General features: G+C 44.6%; 21 protein-coding genes and 2 pseudogenes. 8 read left to right on the top strand and 15 right to left on the bottom strand.

The window, feature by feature from the left end; all coding sequences use genetic code 11:
• Nucleotides 1-149: 149 nt before the first annotated feature.
• On the top strand, nt 150-1817 hold the full coding sequence (locus IQ294_RS01895; protein WP_203332320.1) for a DUF2207 domain-containing protein: 1668 nt from the start codon (nt 150-152) through the stop codon (nt 1815-1817).
• 263 nt (nt 1818-2080) lie between these two features.
• On the opposite strand, the gene IQ294_RS01890 is transcribed toward IQ294_RS01895, so the two are convergent.
• Nucleotides 2081-3871, bottom strand: coding sequence for a S9 family peptidase (locus IQ294_RS01890; protein WP_203332319.1), 1791 nt, complete (start codon nt 3869-3871; stop codon nt 2081-2083).
• Nucleotides 3872-4055: 184 nt separating this feature from the next.
• Between IQ294_RS01890 and IQ294_RS01885 the strand changes: the two genes are divergently transcribed.
• Nucleotides 4056-5432, top strand: a complete 1377-nt coding sequence (locus tag IQ294_RS01885; RefSeq protein WP_203332318.1) for an LA2681 family HEPN domain-containing protein — start codon at nt 4056-4058, stop codon at nt 5430-5432.
• Nucleotides 5433-5485: 53 nt separating this feature from the next.
• Here IQ294_RS01885 and lexA read toward each other — a convergent pair whose 3' ends face one another.
• Nucleotides 5486-7033, bottom strand: coding sequence for a transcriptional repressor LexA (lexA, locus tag IQ294_RS16480; RefSeq protein WP_432419945.1), 1548 nt, complete (start codon nt 7031-7033; stop codon nt 5486-5488).
• A 63-nt stretch (nt 7034-7096) separates the two neighbouring features.
• Nucleotides 7097-7906 (bottom strand): annotated as a pseudogene (locus tag IQ294_RS16475) (UvrD-helicase domain-containing protein); the annotation flags it as partial.
• A 178-nt stretch (nt 7907-8084) separates the two neighbouring features.
• Between IQ294_RS16475 and IQ294_RS01875 the strand changes: the two are divergent.
• Nucleotides 8085-8552, top strand: a complete 468-nt coding sequence (locus tag IQ294_RS01875; RefSeq protein WP_203332316.1) for a ribosomal eL19 family protein — start codon at nt 8085-8087, stop codon at nt 8550-8552.
• Between the two features lie 70 nt (nt 8553-8622).
• Here IQ294_RS01875 and IQ294_RS01870 read toward each other — a convergent pair whose 3' ends face one another.
• The 3 genes from IQ294_RS01870 to IQ294_RS01860 form a co-directional block, all read right to left on the bottom strand.
• Complete coding sequence (locus IQ294_RS01870; RefSeq protein WP_203332315.1) at nt 8623-8949, bottom strand: hypothetical protein; 327 nt, start codon at nt 8947-8949, stop codon at nt 8623-8625.
• 134 nt (nt 8950-9083) lie between these two features.
• Nucleotides 9084-9653: a DUF488 domain-containing protein gene (locus tag IQ294_RS01865; RefSeq protein WP_203332314.1), complete on the bottom strand. Its 570-nt coding sequence runs from the start codon at nt 9651-9653 to the stop codon at nt 9084-9086.
• A 40-nt stretch (nt 9654-9693) separates the two neighbouring features.
• Nucleotides 9694-9864, bottom strand: a complete 171-nt coding sequence (locus IQ294_RS01860; RefSeq protein ID WP_203332313.1) for a hypothetical protein — start codon at nt 9862-9864, stop codon at nt 9694-9696.
• Between the two features lie 180 nt (nt 9865-10044).
• Between IQ294_RS01860 and IQ294_RS01855 the strand changes: the two genes are divergently transcribed.
• The 4 genes and pseudogenes from IQ294_RS01855 to IQ294_RS01840 all read left to right on the top strand — a co-directional run bounded on the left by IQ294_RS01855 (nt 10045) and on the right by IQ294_RS01840 (nt 14718).
• On the top strand, nt 10045-10905 hold the full coding sequence (locus IQ294_RS01855) for a metallophosphoesterase family protein (protein WP_203332312.1): 861 nt from the start codon (nt 10045-10047) through the stop codon (nt 10903-10905).
• Between the two features lie 295 nt (nt 10906-11200).
• A pseudogene (locus IQ294_RS01850) lies at nt 11201-12019 on the top strand (nuclease-related domain-containing protein); the annotation flags it as partial.
• Nucleotides 12020-12696: 677 nt separating this feature from the next.
• The gene (locus tag IQ294_RS01845) at nt 12697-13755 is read left to right on the top strand and encodes an LLM class flavin-dependent oxidoreductase (protein WP_203332310.1); all 1059 of its coding nucleotides are present in this window, start codon (nt 12697-12699) and stop codon (nt 13753-13755) included.
• Between the two features lie 12 nt (nt 13756-13767).
• Entirely contained in the window at nt 13768-14718 is a 951-nt protein-coding gene (locus tag IQ294_RS01840) for an ATP-grasp domain-containing protein (protein WP_203332309.1), read from the top strand.
• Between the two features lie 101 nt (nt 14719-14819).
• On the opposite strand, the gene IQ294_RS01835 is transcribed toward IQ294_RS01840, so the two are convergent.
• Nucleotides 14820-14966, bottom strand: coding sequence for a hypothetical protein (locus IQ294_RS01835; protein WP_203332762.1), 147 nt, complete (start codon nt 14964-14966; stop codon nt 14820-14822).
• A 35-nt stretch (nt 14967-15001) separates the two neighbouring features.
• Between IQ294_RS01835 and IQ294_RS01830 the strand changes: the two genes are divergently transcribed.
• On the top strand, nt 15002-15322 hold the full coding sequence (locus IQ294_RS01830; RefSeq protein ID WP_238942585.1) for a hypothetical protein: 321 nt from the start codon (nt 15002-15004) through the stop codon (nt 15320-15322).
• Between the two features lie 94 nt (nt 15323-15416).
• Here the strand turns inward: IQ294_RS01830 and IQ294_RS01825 are convergent, their stop codons facing one another.
• From IQ294_RS01825 to IQ294_RS01790, 8 genes are all read right to left on the bottom strand, one after another.
• The gene (locus tag IQ294_RS01825; protein WP_203332308.1) at nt 15417-16337 is read right to left on the bottom strand and encodes a glycosyltransferase family 2 protein; all 921 of its coding nucleotides are present in this window, start codon (nt 16335-16337) and stop codon (nt 15417-15419) included.
• A gap of 65 nt (nt 16338-16402) precedes the next feature.
• Nucleotides 16403-17293 (bottom strand): UTP--glucose-1-phosphate uridylyltransferase GalU, encoded by an 891-nt coding sequence (galU, locus tag IQ294_RS01820; RefSeq protein ID WP_203332307.1) that lies wholly within the window; start codon nt 17291-17293, stop codon nt 16403-16405.
• A gap of 205 nt (nt 17294-17498) precedes the next feature.
• On the bottom strand, nt 17499-18794 hold the full coding sequence (locus IQ294_RS01815; protein ID WP_203332306.1) for a lipopolysaccharide biosynthesis protein: 1296 nt from the start codon (nt 18792-18794) through the stop codon (nt 17499-17501).
• Between the two features lie 120 nt (nt 18795-18914).
• Nucleotides 18915-19655 carry a WecB/TagA/CpsF family glycosyltransferase gene (locus IQ294_RS01810; RefSeq protein ID WP_203332305.1) on the bottom strand — a complete coding sequence of 247 codons (741 nt, stop codon included), beginning with the start codon at nt 19653-19655 and terminating at the stop codon, nt 18915-18917.
• Between the two features lie 61 nt (nt 19656-19716).
• Nucleotides 19717-20991: an O-antigen ligase family protein gene (locus IQ294_RS01805; RefSeq protein ID WP_203332304.1), complete on the bottom strand. Its 1275-nt coding sequence runs from the start codon at nt 20989-20991 to the stop codon at nt 19717-19719.
• Nucleotides 20992-21037: 46 nt separating this feature from the next.
• Nucleotides 21038-22051, bottom strand: coding sequence for a dTDP-glucose 4,6-dehydratase (gene rfbB / locus IQ294_RS01800; RefSeq protein ID WP_203332303.1), 1014 nt, complete (start codon nt 22049-22051; stop codon nt 21038-21040).
• A gap of 14 nt (nt 22052-22065) precedes the next feature.
• Nucleotides 22066-22953, bottom strand: a complete 888-nt coding sequence (rfbA, locus tag IQ294_RS01795) for a glucose-1-phosphate thymidylyltransferase RfbA (RefSeq protein ID WP_203332302.1) — start codon at nt 22951-22953, stop codon at nt 22066-22068.
• A gap of 12 nt (nt 22954-22965) precedes the next feature.
• Entirely contained in the window at nt 22966-24078 is a 1113-nt protein-coding gene (locus tag IQ294_RS01790; protein ID WP_349291316.1) for a DegT/DnrJ/EryC1/StrS family aminotransferase, read from the bottom strand.
• Nucleotides 24079-24113: the final 35 nt, after the last annotated feature.

Below are 24113 nucleotides of genomic sequence, written 5' to 3'. Positions count from 1 at the left end.
ATATAATTAATATAAATTCCAAGTTACTGGGCATTTATCTTTGTACGAAGAGTTGTCCGCTGCTGTTAGAATGAATTTCCAGTTCAAGTCCAAATATTATGAAACCTCTCATCGACTCATACGTATAATGACTCAAGAGGTGATAAATCATGAGAAGCAAAAAAAACCTGCCCTATTTACTGGCTTTCGTCTTGGTGCTGTTGATCCCATCGCAGGCTTATGCTGTCGATTTTGAGATTTCAGAAGTTCAGATTGATGCGATATTAACTGAAGATGGAACTGCTGATGTCACCGAACAGTTCACGTATAGATTCGAGGATGATTTCGAAGGGATCACCCGCGGATTGATTGCTAAGAAAAACACATCGATTGAAAATTTCTCGGCTACGGAAAACGGTAATCCGTTGAAAGTCGAAGTGGAAGATGGTCTTTACAAGATTTATCGTGAAGGTGAAGACGATGAAACCGTTCAAGTCGTATTGAATTATGAAATCGGCGGGGCGGTTGAGAAATTCGAGGACGGAGCACAGTTTTACTGGGCGTTCTTCGATACGAACAACGAAAGTGAATATGGGAATATGACGATCAGCGTCACGCCGCCCGCTCCTTCTTCCCAAACGGAAGCGCTCGGCTATGACGAAGCCTTCGGCAAGGAACGCATCACGAATGACGGAGCTGTCATTTTCGAACTCGGCCATGTGCCGGACGGAGAAAAAGGCGATGTCCGCGCTGTTTTTGAAGCTGGATTATTCCCGGGAGTTGCGGCTTCGACAGGAACTATACGGGATCAAGTGGCAGATGACCGGGAACAGCAGGAAAATGAAGCGGCCCTGTTTGCCAAAAATCAGCAGACGGCACGAGACTTCGGAATTCCAGTGATTGTGGCTGCGGGCATCTTGCTGCTGGCCGGTCTATTCCTGGCCTGGTTCCGCGCATTCCGCCGCAAACGCGAGTTCCGGGATGAGCGTTACGAATTTTTCGTCCCGAAAGAAACGATGAGTATTCCAGCGTTGCTGTTTTTCACTAATTCTTCCATCCTGTCGCCGACCGCCATGTCAGCCGGGATCATGGAATTGATGCGAAAAGGCAATATCCGACAGCTGACGGAAGATCATTTTGAGCTGCTCGACCGAAAGACCGACCATCCGCATGAAGACACATTGATCAACCTGCTTTTTGACCGAATCGGTGACGGCCAGGAATTTACACTCGAACAGGTCGAAGCCTATACCAAAAATGAAGATAATCACGAAGCGTATAACGATTCCATAGCCGCATGGAACAAATACATCAGCGACGAAGTGAAGGAAAAAGGTTTCCGCGAGAAGCATCCTGTCTTACGCTGGACGGCTGGTTTCATGAGCCTCCTGTTCATCGGACTCGCCATCTACACAGGCATATACGAACTTTTCCCGTGGATGGCTGCATCGATTGTCCTCGCCTTGGCGGCATTCGGATTCGCCATCAGCTATTCGCCGATTACACATGAAGGTCTTGAACTGCGTTACAATTGGCGGCAATTGAAAACGGCTATGAAAGAATTGCCTTCGGAACAATGGGATAAATTGACGAAGGATGAGAAACAACGCGCCTATGCATACCTCCTCGGTTCCGATTCGAAAACGGCCGAGCGGAAAGCGAACGTCTTCACAGCCGCCGATTCCGAGGCGGACGGCACAAGTTTTGTGATGAACCCTGTATTCATGACGGCCATCTTTGTAACCGCCGGTTCAACGACGACTGCCAGCGCAAGCGGCGGCGTCCCTGGATCCGGTACTGGAGTCGGCGGCGGTGGCGGCGGATCAGGTGCATTCTAATAGTTGACGGATTGAGGGCTCCCTTTATGCGGAGCCTTTTTTCTATGGAATGGATATCAAAATTCCATCATAAAGATTCGCTTCGAGAGCATATTTCTATCACTGCGCACATAAATCCGGCTCACCGCTCATAAATCCGGCCCACCGCACATAAATCTATCTCACCTCTCACAAATCCAGCTCACCGCACAATAAACACGCACCACCCACATAAAAAACCGGTGGTGACAGAAATTTCTGCCGCCACCGATTCCCTTCTTTCATTACCCTTGATGTTTGCCCAAAAACTCCAGCATCCGGCTGTAAACGGCTATCTCGTTCTCTTTACGCGAGAAGCCGTGCCCTTCGTCTTCCAGCACCAGATATTCGACGTCACGGCCCGCTGCTTTCAGCTTCTCGACAATCTGATCCGACTCTTCCTTGACGACGCGCGGATCTTTTGCCCCCTGGATGACCAGCATCGGCTTGATCATGCCGTCGAGGTAAGTCACCGGCGTGTCTTTGATGAAGCGTTCCTTATCACGCTCGGGATTGCCGATCCAGCGTTCCATCATCGGCTTCCAGTGATCAGGCACCGAATTATAGAACGTGAACAGATCCGATACACCGAAGATGTCGACAACGGCTTTGAAATATTCCGGATGGCGGCCATGCAACAGCAGCGCCATATAGCCCCCGTAGCTGCCGCCGACCAGGAATAATTTCTCCCGGTCACTGATGCCTTCCTCAAAAAGCCATTCGATGCCGGCAAGGCAATCCAGTCGCGGCCCTTCGCCCCAATCCTGTTCCACTAATTTGACGAACGATGCGCCGTAGCCGGTGCTGCCTCGGAAGTTCGGCGCAAAGATCGAATAGCCCCGGTTCAGGAAGCATTGGAACATTGAGCGGAAAATCTTGCGCTCCGCCGCCTGCGGCCCGCCATGCGGCCAGAAAATCGTATGTCCATTGTCATTTTCCGGTTTTGCCTTGAACAATAAAGCCTCGATTTCCATGCCGTCAAATGATTTATACGTGACGACATCCGGCTCCACCATATGGTCAGATTCCAGGCCGAGCACATTATTCTTCGTTATCTGCTTCCAGTCTCCCCCGTTCTCCAGACAGAAGATATTCATCGGAATGGTCGCGCTCCGGCCCAGCAGATAAAGAGCCCCGGACTTCGCGACCTGAAGCTTGTCGATAATGGCAACCGGGATCTCCAGTTTTTCCGGATTTTCATTCTCCGCACCAAAACGGTACAGCGAGTCCGAAACCCCTTTTTCGGTTGCAATATAAAAAGTCCCGCTATCCTTATGCCACTTCAGGCTTTCGACACTTTCTCCCTCAATTTCCACAACACGTGAAAATTGCTTCGAACCGATTTCATATTTTGCCACATAATTGTATTCACTGTCGTAATTGGTCACGAAATGGATGGTATTATCATCGGTGAATACCGGATCAGATGCAATATGCACTTTAGCGGCATCCGGCGTCAGGTTATAGGTTTCCTCTCCGATTTTAACGAATGACGTTACGTAAGTGTTGGCGAAAGCCCGTGAATAGACAAACGCTTCTTCATTGTCCGAAACTGCCGCCAGTTCCGTGGAACCATCCGCTCCTTCCAGTAGAAGCAGATCCGTGCCGTCGTCCAGATTTCGCATACGCGTATTCAGGAACATCGGATTGCCGTCTGACGTAATGTAATAGAGTCGTTTTCCGTCCTCACTTAGATGCGAAAAGAAGTATTTCTCATTCGGTTCGCCCGTCACCAGTGGCTGCGGCAAGCCCCCTTCGTACGGCAACGCATAGATCTGATGGTTTTCATCCCCATCTTTGTCATAGCCCGTCAGCACAAAGCGGTTTTCCGGATCGATTTTGATGAAACTGACGGATTCGTCGTGCTGCGCAAATAAATAAGGGAAGCCTCCTGGCAGATCCATTGCCCATAAGTTCACATTCCCGTTTAAATTCGAACTGAAAATCAGCCTTTTTTCATCACGGCTTACGGTAAAATCTGAAATGGAATATGTACGGAAAAATTGTTCCACTGTCGGTTTTGGAAACTTGATCATTTTATTGCCCCCTGTATGTTTCATTTTTATTTCAAATTGACTGAAAGTTATGTCTACAAATAGTATTATACATCAAATTCATAATTTTCATGAAAATCTTTGGGTGACCGCGACCGCTCTTTTCGATACAATGGAAGAGGCAGTACAATATACAGAACAATCAAACACCCAGGAGGTTACCCACATGACGAATCTACAGGAAGTTGCCCAGTCAGAGGACTACGGGCAATACGAATTAAAGGAATTATACCAAGCCACTCAATTGCTTCTGCAGGAATTCCAGAAAACGAAAACGGAACCTGAAAAGCTGAATCATATAATCGATCATTTGAAAGAACGTTTGAAAGGCCAAGCGGCTTATCCGCTAGCAATTCTCCTCGAGTCAAGCCAGCTCGGCATCCGCCATCAATTGCAGAAAGACTGGAACAGCCCGATAAAACAGCGGCAGTTGTACTTGTTTGAAAGCTTGTTTTTCCAATACCGCGGGAAAGTCCCGACAACTGTGTGGAATCAGATTTGCCTGAACTATGCAGAAGTATTGATCTACGTCGGACGTTCCATCGACGGACTCCATGCGCTTGAGCAGATGACCGAAGACGACAGCGACCCTTCCTATCAGCGAAAGGATGCGGAACGCGGCTGGGGATTACTGTTTTATTCGACGTTCCTTACTGATAAAGAAGACAGAGCCGATGCGCTTCATAAATCCCGCGAACTACTCAGTCAAGGAGCGGAAACGATCGCTGATGCGAATGGCCGAGCGCTCTATGCTGACCGCCTGAAACTCGCACAAAAAATGCTGGACGAAATCGGGCCGATCGATGTCACAGCCAATTATAAACCGAACTTTTTCGAAGGCCGTGAAAAAGAATACCGCGACTGGTGCGCTAAAAATCACCTGCTCTTGAATCATGACAATGAAATCGATCCGGAAGGCATGATGAAAATGGATACGCTGCGCTTCCGCTCTAAAGGAACGGACAAGGACCGAGGTGCGTTGCTTGAAGCGTTCATGGATGCGCTCCTATCGGAATATACCGCTTACCGCGAGCAGTTGTTCGAAGCACTCGAACTTGATGCTTCAAATCCGGTCCGCAATGAGCAGCTAAAATCCGTCTTCCGCCAGTCATTTTCACTGTTCAATAAAACAACGCAATTCCTGAATCATTATTATCAATTAGAAGTGAAAGATAAGCGTGCCGGCATGCAGCGTCTTTGGTTCGAAGAAGAACATCCGCAAAATGACCTCAAGCCATTCATCCGCGACACGAAAAACGGCGCCCTCAAAGCGCTGTACTGGCTGTCCAAGGAAATGTACGGCTACGAGCGTTCGGATGCCCAGAATATCGCCATGATCCGCGCACTTCAATTACGCGATCAAATGGAGCGCAGCTTCGTACAGGTCATCACGAAACAGGAAGAACTCGCCACAAGCGGCGACCTTCGTAAATACCAGATGAGCCTGGCCGAACTCGAGCGCCTGGCGATGTCCACCACATTCAAAGCCCGCAACGCCTTAATGTATTTAAGCTTTGCAGTCGGCGTGGAAAAAAGGGTATAAGATTCAAAAAGCCGCCTCCGGATTTGGGAGGCGGTTTTTTTTGCGTATTAACTTTATTTCTTCAGGACTCCTATTACCCGGCCATTGATATGGACGTCTTCGCTCCTCATCAGGATCGGTTCATATTCTGGATTTTCGGAAACCAGCAGGATATTGCTGCCCATCGGCATATACTTTTTCATCGTCGCCTCTTCATCGATTACCGCGATGACAATATCACCATTGACCGCTGTATTTTGCTGGTGGATGACGACGATATCACCTTTATCGATTCGGGCACCAATCATGCTGTCACCAGTCACAGTCAGGGAAAACGTCTCTGCCGGGGATACTACCCAATCTCGGGGCAGTATATGGGTATCCTCATATTCCTCAGCAGCCAGCATCGGCAGGCCGGCCGCCACATTCCCGATCAAGGGCACTTCAACCGTTTCATGTATCTGCAACAGGATATCCTGTCCAACTTCTTTAACATCAATTTGATCAGCTGCGTCTTTTTCAACGGCATATTCATATTGTCTGCCGTTTTTCAGATTCATATAGATTCTCTTATTTTTAGTATCCGGCAGGAATTTAGGATGGCATTTTGGAATATCCTGAAGCTCCTCCCCTTTGCGGTCCATGATTTTAACTTCGAGTCCATCTGTCACGATACCATATATAGCACGGCTCTCTGCTTCCATATATGATTTCAGCTGAACTGCAGCATCTTCGATCCCACTGCCAAAAGATTTCACTTCAGCAAGTATATACGGGCGGGCTTCTCCATCTGTATAGACATTGATCGCAATATCACAATAGCCTGTTCTCGAAAATTGCTGCACTTTATACTCTAATTCCATTAATTCCAAAGGAAACTTATAAACTTCATTCAATTCCCGGATCAGCCACTGCCGTACGACTTCTTCTTTCGAATGAAAATCCACGAGTCCATCTGTCAGCCTGTAATTGGCCATGCTGATGGATTCGAATGGACGCAATGCCGAGTCTTTTTTCATACGCATATGATTCATATTTATTTCCTTGATGAATTTGGATGGCGCACCGACGGACGACATGTACAACAGCTCATTTGCCCGTGTCATTCCGACATACAGCAATTTCCGTTCATCTGAATCCACTGTTTTCTGATCATCAGCGTCTTCATACAGCTCTCTCGGAATCAAGCCTTTATTCAGGTCGATCAGGAAAATGACTTTGAACTCAAGGCCTTTGATGGAATGCATCGTCACCAACTTGACTTTATCTGATTCAAAATCCGGATTTTGGCTTTGTAAAATCTCACAATCAATACCAGCTTCTGCAAGATCGGTTGCTGCACTTTCGATTTGGCGATTGCCGCGGGCGACAATACAAATATCCGACAGCGCAAAATCATTCCTGAGCAGAGCGATTTCGTCTGCAATGAATTTAGCCTGTTGTTCGGGTTTCCGGAAAAAACGGTAAATCGGCGGATGTCCATGGCGGTCGATCAAGGCCGGTTTCACAAAATCCACATTCGACTGGATCGTCTCATCCGCTTCGATCAAATTGAACGCAGCTGTGGAAATTTCTGTCGTCGTCCGGTAATTCTTACTTAACGTGCGAGATTTCCCGCTCATATCATAGCCGATTGTCGTATAGGCACGGCCTTTGCCAAGCCAGGAATGCGGATAGATGCTCTGCGTATTATCGGCGACGAACATCAGCGACGAATGAGCTTTTTCTTTATAAAGCCCATTCAGGAATTCCAGCTGGACACGGGTCAAGTCCTGGCTTTCATCGATGATGATATGTGTATATCGATTCGCATTCCCTCTCCGCATCTCTTCCAGCGCAAGCAGATTCATCTGCTTGAATGTCACCAGGGATTCTTTTTCAAGAATATACATGAACCGGTGGGTGACTTCGAATATTGCCGCGCGTAGCTGGGAATTCTTCATCAACTTCTGCGGTGTGCCCCCGTCCCCCGATGCACGTCCCACACGATCTGCTGATTGATAGGCTTCTACATCCTTGATCGCACAAGCCAGGATCCATTCCACTTCGTCAAGCAGAAACTTACTGTTTTTAGGTGATAACAATTTCACCTGTTCAAACGACTTCTTCACTTCATGAATGGCGAAGATCATCGCTTTCCTTTCCTGTTCATGGGAAGCGATCCCGAATTTCTTGCCGATCCGCTTTTGATAGCGGACGAATTCCCTGTACATCAAACTGTCGATTGTCGTAATTTCCACTTCAGCGTTCGAAGAAAATAATTGTTCCGCTTCCAGCTGCTCCACATCCGCCATGCGGCCATACTGATGCTTTATGTAATTCAATAATGTTTTATTATATGTAACCAAAAGAATCCGATCGTCCTCTTCATGGCTATAATGATCTCTAAGAAAATTAATGCGGCGAATTGCAACCGTCGTCTTGCCGGATCCAGCAACGCCTTTCACCAGCATCGGCCCGGCCGGCTCCAATTCCACTATCCTGCGCTGCTCCACATTCAGTTTCACAATACGCACCCCCTTATTTTACATCTTCTACCTATATCTTATGAATATTGTCATAAAATAGCAAGAAGATGATAATAAAAACTATGAGCTAGTCAACTGGTCCCAATCGCTCTAAAAAGTAGTAGTAGAAAAAGCTTCTGCAAATTGCGGAAGCTTTTCTATAAAAGTGGATATTTTTCGCAAGGTGAAAAACTTCGGCTTCTGCCCTTTCGCTTTTCGCAAGGCGAAAAGCATCCATATCAGGGGTCTGATTTTAGGTGTGTCAAAATGGGACGATACTGGCTGTTTTTTGTCGGTCATATTATTAGCATGCGTCGTCGATTATTATCAACTCGCGCACAAACTTGCTTCTCCCGCGCAGAAACCTCTCTCTCCCGCGCACAACCGTGCCTTTCCCGCGCAGAAACCCCTCTCTCCCGCGCACAACCGTGCCTTTCCCGCGCAGAAACCCCTCTCTCCCGCGCACAACCGTGCCTTTCCCGCGCAGAAACCCCTCGCGCCCGCGCACAACCGTGCCTCTCCCGCGCAGAAACCTCTCCCTCCCGCGCACAACCGTGGCTTTCCCGCGCAGAAACCCCTCGCGCCCGCGCACAACCGTGCCTTTCCCGCGCACAAAGAGGCGGCCCGCCCGTAAACACCAAACAAAATAGCCCCTTTCAGCAGGAAATCACTGAAAAGAGCACTGGTTCAACTTAGATATCCTATTATAAAACACTGTTCGGATGTGGTTTTGTAACATCCACTGCGTATACGTCAATGCGATTGACCATCAGATCGCGGATGCCATAAATCGGACGCTCCATGCGCTCCGTTTCTTCTATATAAGCATTCACTTTGTCCTGCAGCTGGATGCCGACCGGCTTGCCTGCCGCCGCATCATCAAAATTCTCACGGAATGCCTGCTCATACCACAAGTTCGACACCTGAATATTTTTCAGCCTGCCCTCATCTTCAGTCGTCCCGACCACCAGGTAATGGTTGCCGTATTCATCCCTCACCAAATCATTCGTCTGGATATCCTGCATACTCATATTTCCATCTTCCCCTTTCGTTTCTCTTTTTTATCGCTCCCTCACCAGGAGCCCTCTCTACTCTGTATTCTCTAAATCCACGCCAAATAAACCCTGAAAGCAAAATCCGTTTGCTTTTCACAGCTTTTAATCATTTATTTATCGGCTTCTTCCCTTGCCGGGTAAATCACAATGCGGTCCGCTTCATCTTTTACGCACGTTTCTGCTCCCCACCTGCCGACCTCGTGCTCCACAAGCTCAGTGCTTTCATGTTTCCCATCAATGATATGCAGCACTTTATGGCCGTTCGCCGTCAGCCAGTTGCTGATGAGCAGGCGATGGCAGCGGGCAGGATGGCGTTCCGAGCAGCAATAGGCGACACGCCGTTCTGCTGCGATCGCCAGCAACTCCACGATTCCTTCCTGAAATTCTTCCGTCAACGTGTAGTCGGCATAATTATGGAATGACTGATTGTTCCATCCAGCGTTTATATGACTTTCAATTTCTTTGGATTTTCTTCTTCTTCCGCCGAGCTTCGGAAAATGCTGATAGTGGATGCCTTCAGTCTCCAGCCAGTCAGGAAACCCCTCTTTTGAAAATTGGGGCCATTTGCGGCTGCCGGGAAAAGCCCGCACATCCGCCAGCACTTCGATTGAATGCTCTTTCAGCATCTTCCTGAACAACTCTTTCGGATGACTGGAGTGTCCTATTGTGTAAATTTCCATGGTCCTCCCCCTGTCTAAGCCCTGTCACCAGGCAGGCAGCCTATTTCAGTTTCCAGCTTTTATTATCGTTCTTGATGAAGGTTTCTTCGCCCGTCTCAGGATCCCGGATGATCTTATCCTCAGTGGGCACATCTTCTTTTCCTTCATCCGGCGCATTGCCGTGTTCGTTTTCAATGACCTTTTCTTCGTTGCGCTTTTCTTTATCCGCCATGTGTCAACACTCCTTTTATTTTTTATTACCCTTTCTTTACCCTGTGCCAATTAAAATAAGCAGCCCTTTATTTTATTGATGTGAATAAATTCTTTACAATCCTTAATCTGCACTTTGCACGCACTTCACAATCGTGCGGGATAATGGAGGCGTTGAGAATGAGAGGAGCTGGAGATATTCATGAAAATTGCAGTGATCGGCGATTTGCATTATCCGACGGTGAAAGATGAGTATGCTTTGTCGAAAAGGGAACGGCAGCTGTTTTACGAAAGCTTTATGGCGCATTTTTTCTCGATCCCTGCAGACCTGTATGTTTCAATCGGAGACTTGACGAATTTCGGCACACAGGATGAACTGGAAGAAATCTATGCGATCATCGACCAGCATCACAAGCCGTTTGTCCATGTGCTCGGCAATCATGATGTCTATGCGATGAGCCGCGATGAAGTGCTGGACATCACCCATCAGGAGCGGTACCATTCCCTGTTGACCGAGGGCGCTGTACTGGCATTCCTCGACACGGCAAAAGAACAGGATTATGAAGACTGGGGCGGCACTCTCGATCTGCCACAGCAAAAATGGCTCGCTGATGTCGTGGAAAAATCCGGCGACCTGCCGCTGATCGTTTTTGGCCACCACCCTGTATACGGCACCACTAAAAATTCGAGTCTGGAAAAACGTTCGATCTCACCCGACATTCCGATGTGGGATTTACTGAATAAAAAAAGGAATGCCGGCCTGTATGTCAACGGCCATAACCATTTCAATTCCATCGCGGCGCGGGACCAGTGGACATTTCTGCAAATCGCGGCTGTGCTGGACGAGCAGGCAGTACGCGTCATCGAAATCTCAGAAGCGATGATTTCAATCGATTATGTTCCGTTCGCCGATCCCGAGCTCCGCCAGCGCGCACGCACAATCGGAACTGCCATCGATCATTTCAATCTTAATCCGCATCCGCTCGGGACGCAGGCCGACGTGAAATATGCGATTCCTTTGACTGCCCGGGCCCGTGCGGAAGAAATGAAAATCATTATGTGAGACGAACTATAAGAAGCTTTCGCCCTCTGCGAAAGCTTTTTAATTTGCTTCTTGGTGGTTAAGTTTTTAACCGGTGGACTATGTGAATTATTATCAGATTATTCGATCAATATCTTTTTTGAATGCTATACTTTATGTAAAAAGAAAAAGAGGTGCAGGACTTATAAAAGAACCGATTGAGCTTTTACCGCAGTCACAGGCAATTTTTCATTTTATCGGCAGGCTTCCTGAGAAGCATCCGCAGAAAGTCTATCTTGAAAATTAGCTTCACCGGAAAACGGCCGGCGAGCGAGGAGAAAATAAATTGCAGAAGAAATTCAAGGAGTTTCATCTCGGCGATAATTACACTGCACTGTGGGATATCGGCCTGGAGATGGGCGATTGGATCACACAATTTGACGGCCTTGTACTGACAGAGAAGTGTGTCATTATTTTGGACTCGAAAAATGTCAGCGACGACCTGCATTTCGATGAGAAAACGGGTGAATTTATTCGCATGAATCCGAAAGGTGAACGCCTGGTCCTTGAAAATCCGGCGTTTCAGCTGAACAAGAATATCCGGTTCCTGCGGCAGTGGCTTCAGCTCAGAAAGCTGGATGTGACGGTAAAGGGCCTGGTCGTTTACACGGCGGCCAATTGCATGTTCCACTCGAAGCCGACTGGCGCGCTGCTGTGCAAAACGTATCAGATGAACGATTATCTCTACAAAATTCTTCGGTCCCTTCCGGAGGGTGGCGGAACGTTAAAAGTCAATAAAACCAAGCGGCTGCTCGAGTCGAACCACAAGCCTTTCAAAAGAAAGCCGCTTTGCGAACGATATCATATCGACTATGGCGATCTGCAAAGAGGCGTCTACTGCGCGGCTTGCAAGGGATATCGGATGGCGCGGGTGAAACGCAATTGGGTATGCCACGCGTGCGGGACGAAAAATTTGGCGGCTCACCATTTTGCACTGCAGGAGTATTTTTCTTTCGTGGGCGACAGTATCACGAATAAGGAATTCAGGGAGTTTTGCTTGCTGGAATCTGCTGATATAGCAACCAGGATTTTGAAGCAGTATGACTTTGAGGTCTCCGGTGAAAATAAAGGGAGGCGCTATCGAATAAAAGAGTAACTTCTGAAACGCCGTTTGATGAAACGGCGTTTTTTTATATGCGATTTGCCGAACGGGGATATAATCCTCTGAACGCGGATATATTTTTTTGAACGCGGATATAATTTCCTGAACGCGGATATAATTTCTTGAACACGGATATATGTTAGATAAGCTGATTTCCCTCCCTAAAAACATCTCCCAACTCGCCTTCCACAGCAAATCTCCTTCTCACAACCAACACCAAACCACAATTTCATGCTTTTCGCCTGCGAAAAGCGACAAAAGCCTCCAAAAATACTTAAGAATCTTCACTTCTCTCCGCTTTTCTCGTATATACAAGAAAGCTACAAACGCCATCTCCATATTACAATCCGGATCCACTCTCACAACCAACCCCAAACCACAATTTCAAGCTTTTCGCCTGCGAAAAGCGACAAAAGCCTTTAAAAACCTAAAAAACTCAACTTTCTTCCACTTTTCTTCTATATAGAAGAAGTCTCCACTCGCCAATTCTAAATCCCTGCTTACACCCAATCCCAAACACAATTTTAAGCTATTAGCTTACAGGAAATTATTTCGAATTTATAACCAAGTTCACTAGTAAGGATTATAGGTTTTATTGTATAATGATTTCACGCTCTAATAGAGTGAATTATTTGAGATTGAAATTTCTTGATGAAAGGAATCGATTATAGATGAAATATGGATTTTGGCTGCCGATATTCGGCGGATGGCTGCGCAATGTGGAAGATGAGAACATGCCGGCGACTTTTGACTATGCGAAAAAAGTGGTTCAGTCCGCGGAACAATGGGGCTACGATACGACCTTGATCGCTGAACTGAATTTGAATGATATCAAAGGGATGGAAGCTGATTCGCTGGAGGCGTGGACGACGGCGGCGGGGCTTGCGGCAGTGACGGAGAAGATCGAGATCATGACGGCAATCCGGCCGGCTTTCCATAACCCGGCGGTGACAGCGAAAATGGCAGCGAATATCGACCGGATTTCGAATGGCCGCTTCACGTTGAATGTTGTCTCGGCCTGGTGGGCGGAAGAAGCACGCCAGTACGGCGGCGAATTCACCGAGCATGATGAGCGCTACGACCGGACGGATGAGTTTCTCCAAGTCATGAAAGGCATGTGGACGGAAGACGAGTTTTCATTTAAAGGGAAATACTATGATATCCAGAACGCCCGTCTGGAACCGAAACCCGTCCAGCGTCCGAATCCGATCCTGTACGCAGGCGGCGAGAGTCCGCGCGGCAAGAAATCGATTGTCGAAGGTTGCGACGCGTACGTGATGCATGGCGGCACCGTCGAAGAAATCAAAGCGAAGATCGATGATATGAAAGCATTGCGTGAAGCAGCCAGTAAAACGCCGCTTCAGTCATTCGGGATGGCAGCGTATATCGTCTGCCGCGATACCGAAGAAGAAGTTGCGGCGGAATATGCCCGCATTGTGGATATGAAAGATTCCAGCGGCTATGTCGGCTATAACGATTTCGTCAGCAAATCACAGCTCGAGCAACAAGTGAAGCTGGAGGATTATTCAGTGTCGAACCGCGGCCTGCGCCCGAACTTGATCGGCACGCCGGAACAGATCGCCGATCGTATCCTTGCTTACGAAGAAGCCGGTCTCGATTTATTACTCTTGCAATTTTCTCCACAATTGGAGGAAATGGAGCGGTTTTCGAAAAAGGTTATGCCATTAGTGGAAGAAAAACGAAGAGCGCTTGAAACGCTTGCTAAATAAGGAGACGGTGAAATGACTGAGAAAATATATGTAATCCATGAAAACGAAGAATGGACGACGCATCTATTCAAGCGGCTGGACGAACTTCAATTGCCTTATGAAGACTGGTTTATCAACGAGGGAGTGGTCGATTTGAACGCGACACCTCCTGAAGGTGTTTTTTACAGCCGGATGAGTGCCTCTTCCCACACGAGAGGACACCGTTTCGCACCGGAAATGGCGGATACGCTGCTCGCATGGCTTGAACACCACAATCGGACTATTTTCAATGGCACGCGCGCACTACGCCTGGAAGTCAGCAAAGTGAATCAATATATGGCGCTGAACGCCGCAGGAATCCGGACGCCGAAAACGATTGCGGCGAATGGCCGCGAAGGGATTATTGCAGCCGCTGAGAAATTGGACGCTCCTTCCTTCATCACCAAGCATAACCGCGCTGGCAAGGGGCTCGGCGTCCGCCTGTTTCATTCTATCGAAGCGTTAAAAGAATATCTGGACGGCGGTGAATTTGAGCCATCGATCGACGGCATCACATTGATCCAGGAATATATCCAGGCGCCGGAACCGTTCATCACGCGCTGTGAGTTTGTCGGCGGAAAATTCGTTTACGCAGTGCAGGTGGATACTTCGGAAGGATTCGAGTTATGTCCGGCAGATACCTGCCGCATCGACGATCTGTTCTGCCCGGTCGGCGAGCAGCCTGAAGAGAAACCGAAATTCCAGATTGTCGACGGATTCGATGATCCGATCATCGCGAAATATGAAGAATTCCTGCGCCGGAACGACATCGCCGTGGCAGGCATCGAATTCATCCGCAACGCTGCAGGAGAAATCTTCACATACGACGTCAACACCAATACGAATTACAATTCGGATGCAGAAGCAGCGGCCGGGAAATACGGCATGCTGGAATTGGCGAAATTGCTAGGCCAGGAATTGAAGAAGACGGTTGCTGTCGGTTAACAGGCTCTTCGCCAATTGACTTGAATCGTAAAATCTCCAAAATAATAAACCGTATCCCTGCAGCTTCCGGGATACGGTTTATTTGTTTTCTTAAAATCAGCCTACTTTACACTTACCAATTCACCTTCTACAACCCCCAGGGCATTGATGGATTTGACTGTACCATACCCTTCGACCATATAATATTTAGCGCCTCCCCGAATTGTCACTTCTGTCGCATCCGTAAATGTCTTGTAAGGAGTTTCCACGGTTTTATTTCACGAAAGCACAGCTTCCCGGCTTCATGACCAACTCCAATGATTATTTATGGGGATATGAAGACGATACAGGTTTTGAAATCAGTTTAACGCCTGCTGAATATTACGATGAATATCTGATGGATGCGTCATATAATGCCAAAACTCAATATGGACGCACTATGCAGCCCACCACTTATGATTTTATCCATCAGCTGTATCCGGCAGCAACCATCATCGAATTCTATTTCCCAGGCACAGCCCAGTATAATCAGATGGATTGGCAAATCCTGAATATGGTATTCGAGAAGGACGGCAGCGGAAAACGGGTATTGGTTGCGATCATCAATGACCGGTGGACGATTTAACGATGTAGCAAAATAAAAATCCAGCCGTGAGAGATTCTCTCTTGGCTGGATTTTTCATATTCAATTTTCCGAGAATGAATAGAACCAAGTCATACTAAAATCTGGAGAGAACACTGCTGATTTCTGAACGTAGATGGCTTGGCAAGACTATTCTGGCTGTAATTCTAAGAAAAGCAAAGAAACCTATTTTCCGTTTGACTAAACTTTTGATCGCTAATAATGCTGCTCTGTTATATTTTTTTTTCATCACCAGATCATCTACCGTTACTATAAGCTGAAAGATGCTCTGAGTTGATAAAGAGAGTTGGCCCTTTTTACTTTCCAGCCATTCCAACGAACTGTTTCCGTTTGAGTTGGCGTTGCTGAGCCTGTCCTTTCTATTACCAACATGCCAAATTGACAAACATTCATCTAGATAAAGGAACTCGGCACGATTATTTCTCAGTCGTAAGCAAAAATCCCAATCCTGATGTTTTCGCAAGTCAGAATCGAATTTAACTGCTTTCGCAAGCGAACTTGAAACCATATATGTGCTTGTTTGAACAGTATTCCCACCCAGAAAAATATAACTCATAATATCCATTCCGTTAATATAGGGTTTATTTCTTTTTGTTATACGGGAAAATTCATCGTCCAATACGAGTCCCGTAAAACACATAATGTTGTCAATCCCCTTTACTGAAGCAAGAATGAAATTTAATTGTTTCTCCAATTTTTCCGGCATCCATTCATCATCAGAATCCAAAAAAGCGATAAACTTCCCTGTACTCAGTTCAATTCCATAATTTCTAGGTCTGGTCCCATTGGTATTATTCGGCAGCCTTACATACCTGATCCGGCTATCGTTTATATTCTTCACCACTTCTTCTGTATTGTCGTTCGATGCATCATCAACAACAATGATTTCAAAATCCCCAAATGTCTGTTGAAGCACAGAATTGATAGTCCTTTCTATAAATTGGGCCCTATTGTAAGTTGGAATAACCACACTTACGGCTGGAGCTGAACTGTTCAAAGCAACCCACTCCTTCGGCTTAAAAGGCTTTCCACTTTAATGTAATAAAACATTTTTTCGCTCTGTCAGATCAGAGATGTCATTGCCCGTTGCTGTAATAGATTTTGCATCAGTTCCACTGTATCCGTCCCGTATTCTTTACTGTCCAGCGCAAATTCGATTGTTGTGCGAATAAACCCTAGCATTTCCCCCACATCATATCGTTTTCCTTCAAAATCAAACGCACAGACTTTCTGTATTTTATTTAATTGATGGATAGCATCTGTCAATTGAATTTCGCCTCCTGCTCCAACCTCCTGGTTATCCAGAATACTGAAAATTTCAGGCGTCAGAATATAGCGTCCCATAATCGCAAGATTTGATGGAGCGGTGCCCTCTTTCGGTTTTTCAATAAAATTTTTCACGCCATAACAACGTCCGTTGACAGAACTCGGTTCAATAATTCCATAACGGTGTGTTTGATCCTCCGGTACCTGCTGAACACCTATAACGGAAGAATGTGTCTCTTCATATTGCTCAATCAATTGTTTAAGACACGGTTTTTCTGCACGAACGATATCATCACCTAGCAAGACGGCAAAAGGTTCATTTCCGATGAAATTGCGTGCCGTCCATACTGCGTGTCCCAATCCACGCGGCTCTTTTTGACGGATGTAATGGATATCAACATTCGAACATGCTCTGACTTTATCCAATAGATCGAACTTACCCTTTCTGAATAAGGTTTCTTCCAGCTCGAAATTTTTATCGAAATGATCTTCAATTGCCCGCTTCCCTTTTCCGGTTACAATAATTATGTCCTTTATCCCGGAAGCAACCGCCTCTTCCACAATATATTGTATAGTCGGCTTATCTACAATCGGAAGCATTTCTTTTGGCATCGCTTTTGTTACAGGCAGGAAACGTGTCCCTAATCCTGCAGCCGGAATGATTGCTTTCGTAATTTTTCTCTCCATTATAATATCCTCCTTTTGTGAAGTACCTTTTCCAAAAGTATTAAATGGCTTTCATATCATGATTTCGATTGTTCCAATGAATTTGAGCTCTACAGTACAATAAGTCTATCAATTTACTTAATATTAACATCTATAGTCCTAAAATAAAAGTAATTTTTCTGAATATTTAAATTTCATTTAATAAAGTAGGTAATTAGAACTTATTTTATACTCTTTCTTGAAATTTAAAATTTTTACAGAGAAATACCGTGATAATGATGAACATTAGATTTAAGATACCAGCAGAAATACCGAAAATAGCAAGTGCCGCTATTTCACTTGCAAAAATGTAAGCTCCCAACCCCAAGCTGCAAATGCCGGTAATCAATGACAAAATTGTAAATTTCAAATGAAAACCTTGGTAAGATAATACAGGCATCAACTCTCTGCTGGGATTTGAAATTAGGAGGAAAAATACCCAAATTGCGATCCATCTCGAATATTCACCGGCCATCAGCCATTCCGGCCCGAAAACCAATACAAAAATTTCAGGTCCGAATAAGCAAATGATGCCAAATGGAAATGCTCCTATCGCGGCAAGCGCCAATGTAGATTTCAAAAGAATCTTTTTCAGATCTCCATGATTAGTTGCCGTTTCCACAAACTTGGAATATAGAACACTTCCTACTGAACGGGTGATCAAGTTCGTCGGCATACTCAATACCGTTCTCCCTATCGAATAGAACCCTGCTGAAGCAGGCCCAAACAAACCGGCTAGCAGAAGCACCGGCAGCCCCTCAGAAATTCCATATAAAATTGTTTGAGGTGCTCTTAATAAAGGAAAGTCTTTGTAACTTATAGCTATTTTTTTCAAAGATGTTCCCTGATTCAGATTCCAGGAAAACTTTAATTTTTTTTCATTTGAGGAGAAACTCGATAAAAGAAATGCTTTTCCTGCTATCCCCAGCGACCAGGAAATAATCAGTATCAGTGACAGTGGATAGAAAGAGCCGATTCCCAACCTGCTCCCCTGCAATAAGGAAGCCTGGACGACTTCCACTTTCGCTTTTACACCAAACTGCTTTGTCCGGACTAGCCAGGATTCAATAATTTCCAGATAGGCTGAAAAAATGACGATAACGGGAATAAGATAAAGCAGATTCCCTATCCCTTGCAGATTAAATAGGCTTATTACTTCTTTATTGAATAAAAATAGAAGCAGACCTATACCACTTGCTACTGCAAGTGAACAAATCATAGAAATTCTCGCCAATCCACTTGCCTCATTTGAATTATTCGCCAGTATCATGGCTTCGGGATATGTCATTGCAGCAACAGGGATGATGATGAAAGTGAAAGAGATGAATACACCCATCATGCCATATGCTTCAGGACCATAGAGCCGGGTGATAAACGGCGATAAGAGAAGTGTGATCAATTGGGCAGCTGCTGATCCACTTCCTAACATCATTACGTTACGTATGAATGGCCTCTCTGCAAATTGTATGACTTTGGCATGCATGCTACTCAGTCCCCTTAAGGCAAAATTGCCTGCCTGATATCTTACTCTCTGTGTTTCCGTGCGGTCATTACTTAAATTTCAAAGCAAGATAAGATTAATACGCCATAGATTATGCAATCTTTATTTGATGATTTTCAATTGAGCTATTTTATATATATAAGTTAAATTTCCCCATACATACCTCTTAAAAAGCCTTCTTGGTTCCTGCAGCAACCTGAACAGCCACTCCATTCCGATTTTCTGTAAAAAAAGCGGGGCTCTCTTGACATTATTTGAATAATAATCAAAAAGACCACCGCACGTTATAATCGTCGTAACTTTCAAATCATCATAATTTGCATCTACCCACTTTTCCTGTTCGGGATTCCCAAATCCAACAAACAGAATATCCACATCTTTTTCATTAATTTGACTGATTACGGACTGGCTGTCTTTTTTGTCAAAATAACCGTGATGTGTGCCGACAAAATTAACATTAGGGTATTTCCACATGAAATTCCTTTTCACCCGCTCAGCGGTATCCCCTTTACTGCCAAGTAAATAGACCCTTTTTCTGCCTCCTTGTTCATTCGCCCTCTTCAGTAAAGCCGGAAACAGATCAGTCGTAGCAATTCGTTCTTGCCCTACCGGCAGCTTGAGTAATTTCTGCGAGAAAATGATCCCCATCCCATCGATATATACCAGATTGTCTTCCTGATTAATAATCCTGTTGTATTCTTTGTCCTTCCAATATTTCAGCATACAATCCGGATTCATTGCGTAATAAGCTTTTTTCTTCCTATTGTCTGTATTGGTTAGAATATGTGATGACAGTTCATTCATAGTTCCAAGGAATAAATCTTTTTCGATGTATTTATTCATACTCATCATCCTTTATCCGTGTTTTATCAATTGATTTCCAGACGTTTAGTGCTGCTTTGCCTTATCGCAATCCATCAGTCTCCCAGATCTTATCGTTCAATAGCAGTCCCACAAAGATAAAATAGATCACTATAAGCCAATTTGAGCCATCCATGTCTTCAACTATAAATAAAAACGGCATCATGATAATCGCAATGCGCAAAAGCATCCGGCTTAAGTCACCAGTCAACAATAGCAATTTAAAATTAATCTGGATCAATAACATACAGCCCAGCAGAAAACCGACTATGCCGGTCTTATAAAAAAAACCGAGCAGTGTCGAATGCGAACCCAGGGGATATCCGATAGAGGATGCATCTTTGATGCCCATGCCAATCCAGCGTGAATTATCCCATGCCTGACTGAAGCTTTCCGCAATAAGAATCTGCCGGCTGTCATTGCTTCCTGCACGTGCAGTTGCCAATTCCTCCAATTTCAATATAACTACTTCCGTCAAATTGGTGTAAGTAAAAACAAGAACTGCAACCGCAAGAATGGCACAGGCCAAAAACAGAAAGATTTCACGGCTTGAAAATCTGTAAATCAAATAGACCGTAGCTAAAGCAACAATTAAAAAAAATACCAGATAACCGCTTCTGGAATAAGTACTCACTACAGGCAGGACACCTGCCACCATTAATGTTACCTGGAAAATCTTGCTGCTGAACTTGCGCAGTTGCAAATAAAAAAACGGGTAAAAGAAAATACAGAACATGATCACCAAATTCGGATATTCCATAAAACTTACAAACCTGACAACAACATCTCCATTGAATGTTTCGCTATAATACAATTCACTGCCCATAAATCTGATTCTAGTTAGGCCTGTAAGTGAAGATAAGATTGCACTGACAGCCCAAACCGCTAACAAAATACAATAATTCACAAAGATGATTTTGATTAAATCCGTTTTTCTTAAGTCGATTTCTTTGTAGACCAAAAACAGGATAAACGCTATTATCCAGATTCCAAATGAATTGACTGTAGCCAGAATACGGGTCATTTCATAGGAGTTTTGAATAAGGTTATAGGAAATGGATAAGGCGTATACCAATATATAAGAAAAGAGAAAGTAACTTATAGAATCAAAAAATATTTCATGTTTCGCCAATAACACGAGAGCAATTATTGTAAACACAACAAATTGCACTTCTTTCGGCGTGATAATGATTGGCCATAACATATAGAAAATAAACAGTTTACTAGTTAAAAATGAAGATTCGCTACCTAATTTCCGATCCTTCCTATTTCCTCTAAATCTCGCTGAATCGAGACTTCCATCACTCAATATAGCCAATGACATTCACCACCTTATTTCAGCTGCAACTACAATACTCCATGACTCATTTTGTTACAGATAAAGTTTTCTGAGCCAGCTGTTCATCATTATTTAACCGTTCCCACCATTTTCTGTTGTCCTGATACCAACGGATCGTCTCATTGATACCTGTATCAAAGTCGAAATTCGGTTTCCATCCCATTTTTTCCAGCTTTGATGGGTTAATTGCATAGCGCTTATCATGCCCCGGGCGATCTGCCACAAATTCAATCAAACTGTCTTCTTTGTCTAAAGCTTTAATAATTGTCTGGACAACTTCCAGGTTTGTCCTTTCATTGTGTCCGCCAATATTATAAACTTCTCCAGCTTCACCTTTATGCAGAAGCAGGTCAATAGCTGAACAATGATCTTGGACATGCAACCAGTCGCGAACATTATTGCCTCTTCCATACACAGGTATTGCCTGGTTATTTAAAGCATTCGAGATTGCCAGGGGTATCAATTTTTCCGGAAAATGATATGGTCCATAATTATTTGAACAGCGGGTTATATTGACCGGCATACCATAAGTTTCGTGATAAGCTCTTACCAGTAAATCTGAAGCCGCCTTGCTGGCACTGTAGGGACTGTTCGGATTTAACGGCATATCTTCTGTAAACAGATTATCCGTCTCAAAATCCAATTCTCCATATACCTCATCGGTTGAAACGTGCAAAAATTTCTCGATTCCTGATTCTCTCGCAGCGTCTAGCAGTACCTGGGTTCCAAGGACATTGGTCCGAATAAATACACTTGGATCAATAATTGACCTATCAACATGGCTTTCCGCAGCAAAGTGAACCACATAATCAAATGCAGATTCATTAAAAAGCTGAAAAACAGATGCACGATCCGCAATATCCATTTGATAAAAAGTGTAATTACTGTTTTTTCCAAGTTTCTCATGTTTGGAAACATCACCTGCATATGTCAGAAGATCAAGATTGACCAAATCATATTCTGGATATTTATCAGCCATATAATGAATGAAATTGCCGCCTATGAACCCCGCTCCACCAGTAATCAATATTTTTTTCATATTCTTCTCCTTTATTATGAGTTGGGTTGAAGTACTTTTTCCTCCGCGATATCCTTTAAATATTTTCCATAATCTGTCTTAATTAACGGCTCAGCCAGCTCCAATAATTGATTGCGGTTAATATATTTTCTTCTGTAGGCAATTTCTTCCAGGCAAGCTACATACAACCCCTGCCTTTTTTGTATCGCCTCAACAAAGTTTGAAGCCTCTAAGAGCGCTTCATGCGTTCCTGTATCCAGCCAAGCGAGTCCCCTGCCCATAATATTGACTTCCAAGTCACCATTTTTCCTGTACTCTTCAATTACAGAAGTGATTTCCTTTTCCCCTCGCTCAGAGGGTACTATCGTCTTCGCAATTTCAATTACCTGATTGTCAAAGAAATATAATCCTGGAACTGCATAGGATGATTTTGGTTTGTCCGGTTTTTCTTCAATAGAGAGAATTTTCATGTTCTCGTCCACTTCTACTACTCCATATGCTCTGGGATCAGCAACATGACAACCAAAAATAACACAGCCTTTAGTCAAACCTGAGGATTCTTGCAGCCGATTACCGAAATCGGAACCATAGAAGATATTATCCCCCAGTACCAAAGCCACCGATGAATCGCCAATGAAACTTTCTCCAATTAAAAACGCTTCAGCAAGTCCATTCGGTTCTTCCTGTATCGCGTATTCGAGCTTTATCCCTAGTTTCTGGCCATTTCCTAATAAACTTAAAAAACCAGCAATATCACGAGGAGTAGAAATGATCAATATTTCCCTTATTCCTGCCAGCATTAAAACCGAAAGCGGATAGTAAATCATCGGTTTATCATAAACGGGAAGCATTTGTTTCGAAATCGATTTTGTCAATGGATAGAGTCTCGTCCCTGTTCCACCTGCTAAAATAATTCCTTTCATCCCCATTTCCCCCTATCGTTTAATGGACATACAAATTTCATCTACTGTTTCAAGCGATAACTCAGCGTATAAAGGAAGAGTCAACACCCTTTCCGAGATATATTCAGCATTTGGCGTAACCGCTTCCGTGTATTGCCCTTGATAGCAGACCATTTGATTCGTAAGAGGAGCAAAGTATTTACGGGCAAATATATTTTCGTCCGCAAGTTTCTTATAAATTTCATCCCTGTTATATTTGTAATCTTCAAATACTACCGGATAGTAAGCATAATTCGGTTTTACATCCTTTTGGGCTTGCGGCAACCTGATTCCCTGAATTCCCTTTAAATTTTCGGTATACCTTTCAAAAATCATCTTTCTTTTCAAAATAGAGTCTTCTACATAACGTAAATTGCACAAGCCCATGGCTGCCTGAAATTCATTCATCTTACTATTGCCTCCGATAGATTCCACACCGCCATCGTCATTTATACCGAAATTTTTCAAATAATTCAGTCTTTCTATGAGCTGCGGATCCTTTGAAGTCACTGCCCCTCCTTCGATTGTATGAAAAACTTTGGTTGCATGAAAACTGAACATAGAAGCATCCCCGAAATTCCCGGCACCAATTCCTTTGGCAGCGGAACCGAAAGCGTGTGCAGCATCATATATAACTTTAAGGTTATATTTCTTTGCAATTCTCTCGATTTCTATTACATCACATAGATGTCCATACACATGAACTGGTACTATAGCTGAGGTTCTATCTGTTATCAGGCTTTCCAGTTTTGCAGGATCCATTGTGAAATGGTCTGATTCGATGTCGCAGAACACCGGTTCCAAACCGTTTCTTACAATGGCATGGGTAGTTGAGATAAATGTAAATGGCGTGGTAATTACCTCCCCCGTCAAGTCAAACGCAGCTATCGCATTTTCCAGGGCGAGATGGCCATTCGTAAAGAGCGCCGTATACGGGACATTCAGGTAGCGCGACAAAGCATCTGCTAAGCCGTTGTGTTTCACTCCAGAATTTGTCAGCCACCGGCTATCCCATAGATCTCTGATTTCTTCGATATATTCATCTAATGGCGGCAAAGAAGACCTGGTTACTTGAATCGCCCTTCCAGAAGAATTTTCTTTAATCACTGTAATCACCTTCTCTCTTTGAAACTGGTTATACT

The organism is Planococcus beigongshangi, from assembly GCF_016820495.1.
Taxonomy (GTDB): Bacteria; Bacillota; Bacilli; order Bacillales_A; family Planococcaceae; genus Planococcus; species Planococcus beigongshangi.
This window is presented reverse-complemented; position numbering and strand designations above follow the sequence as displayed.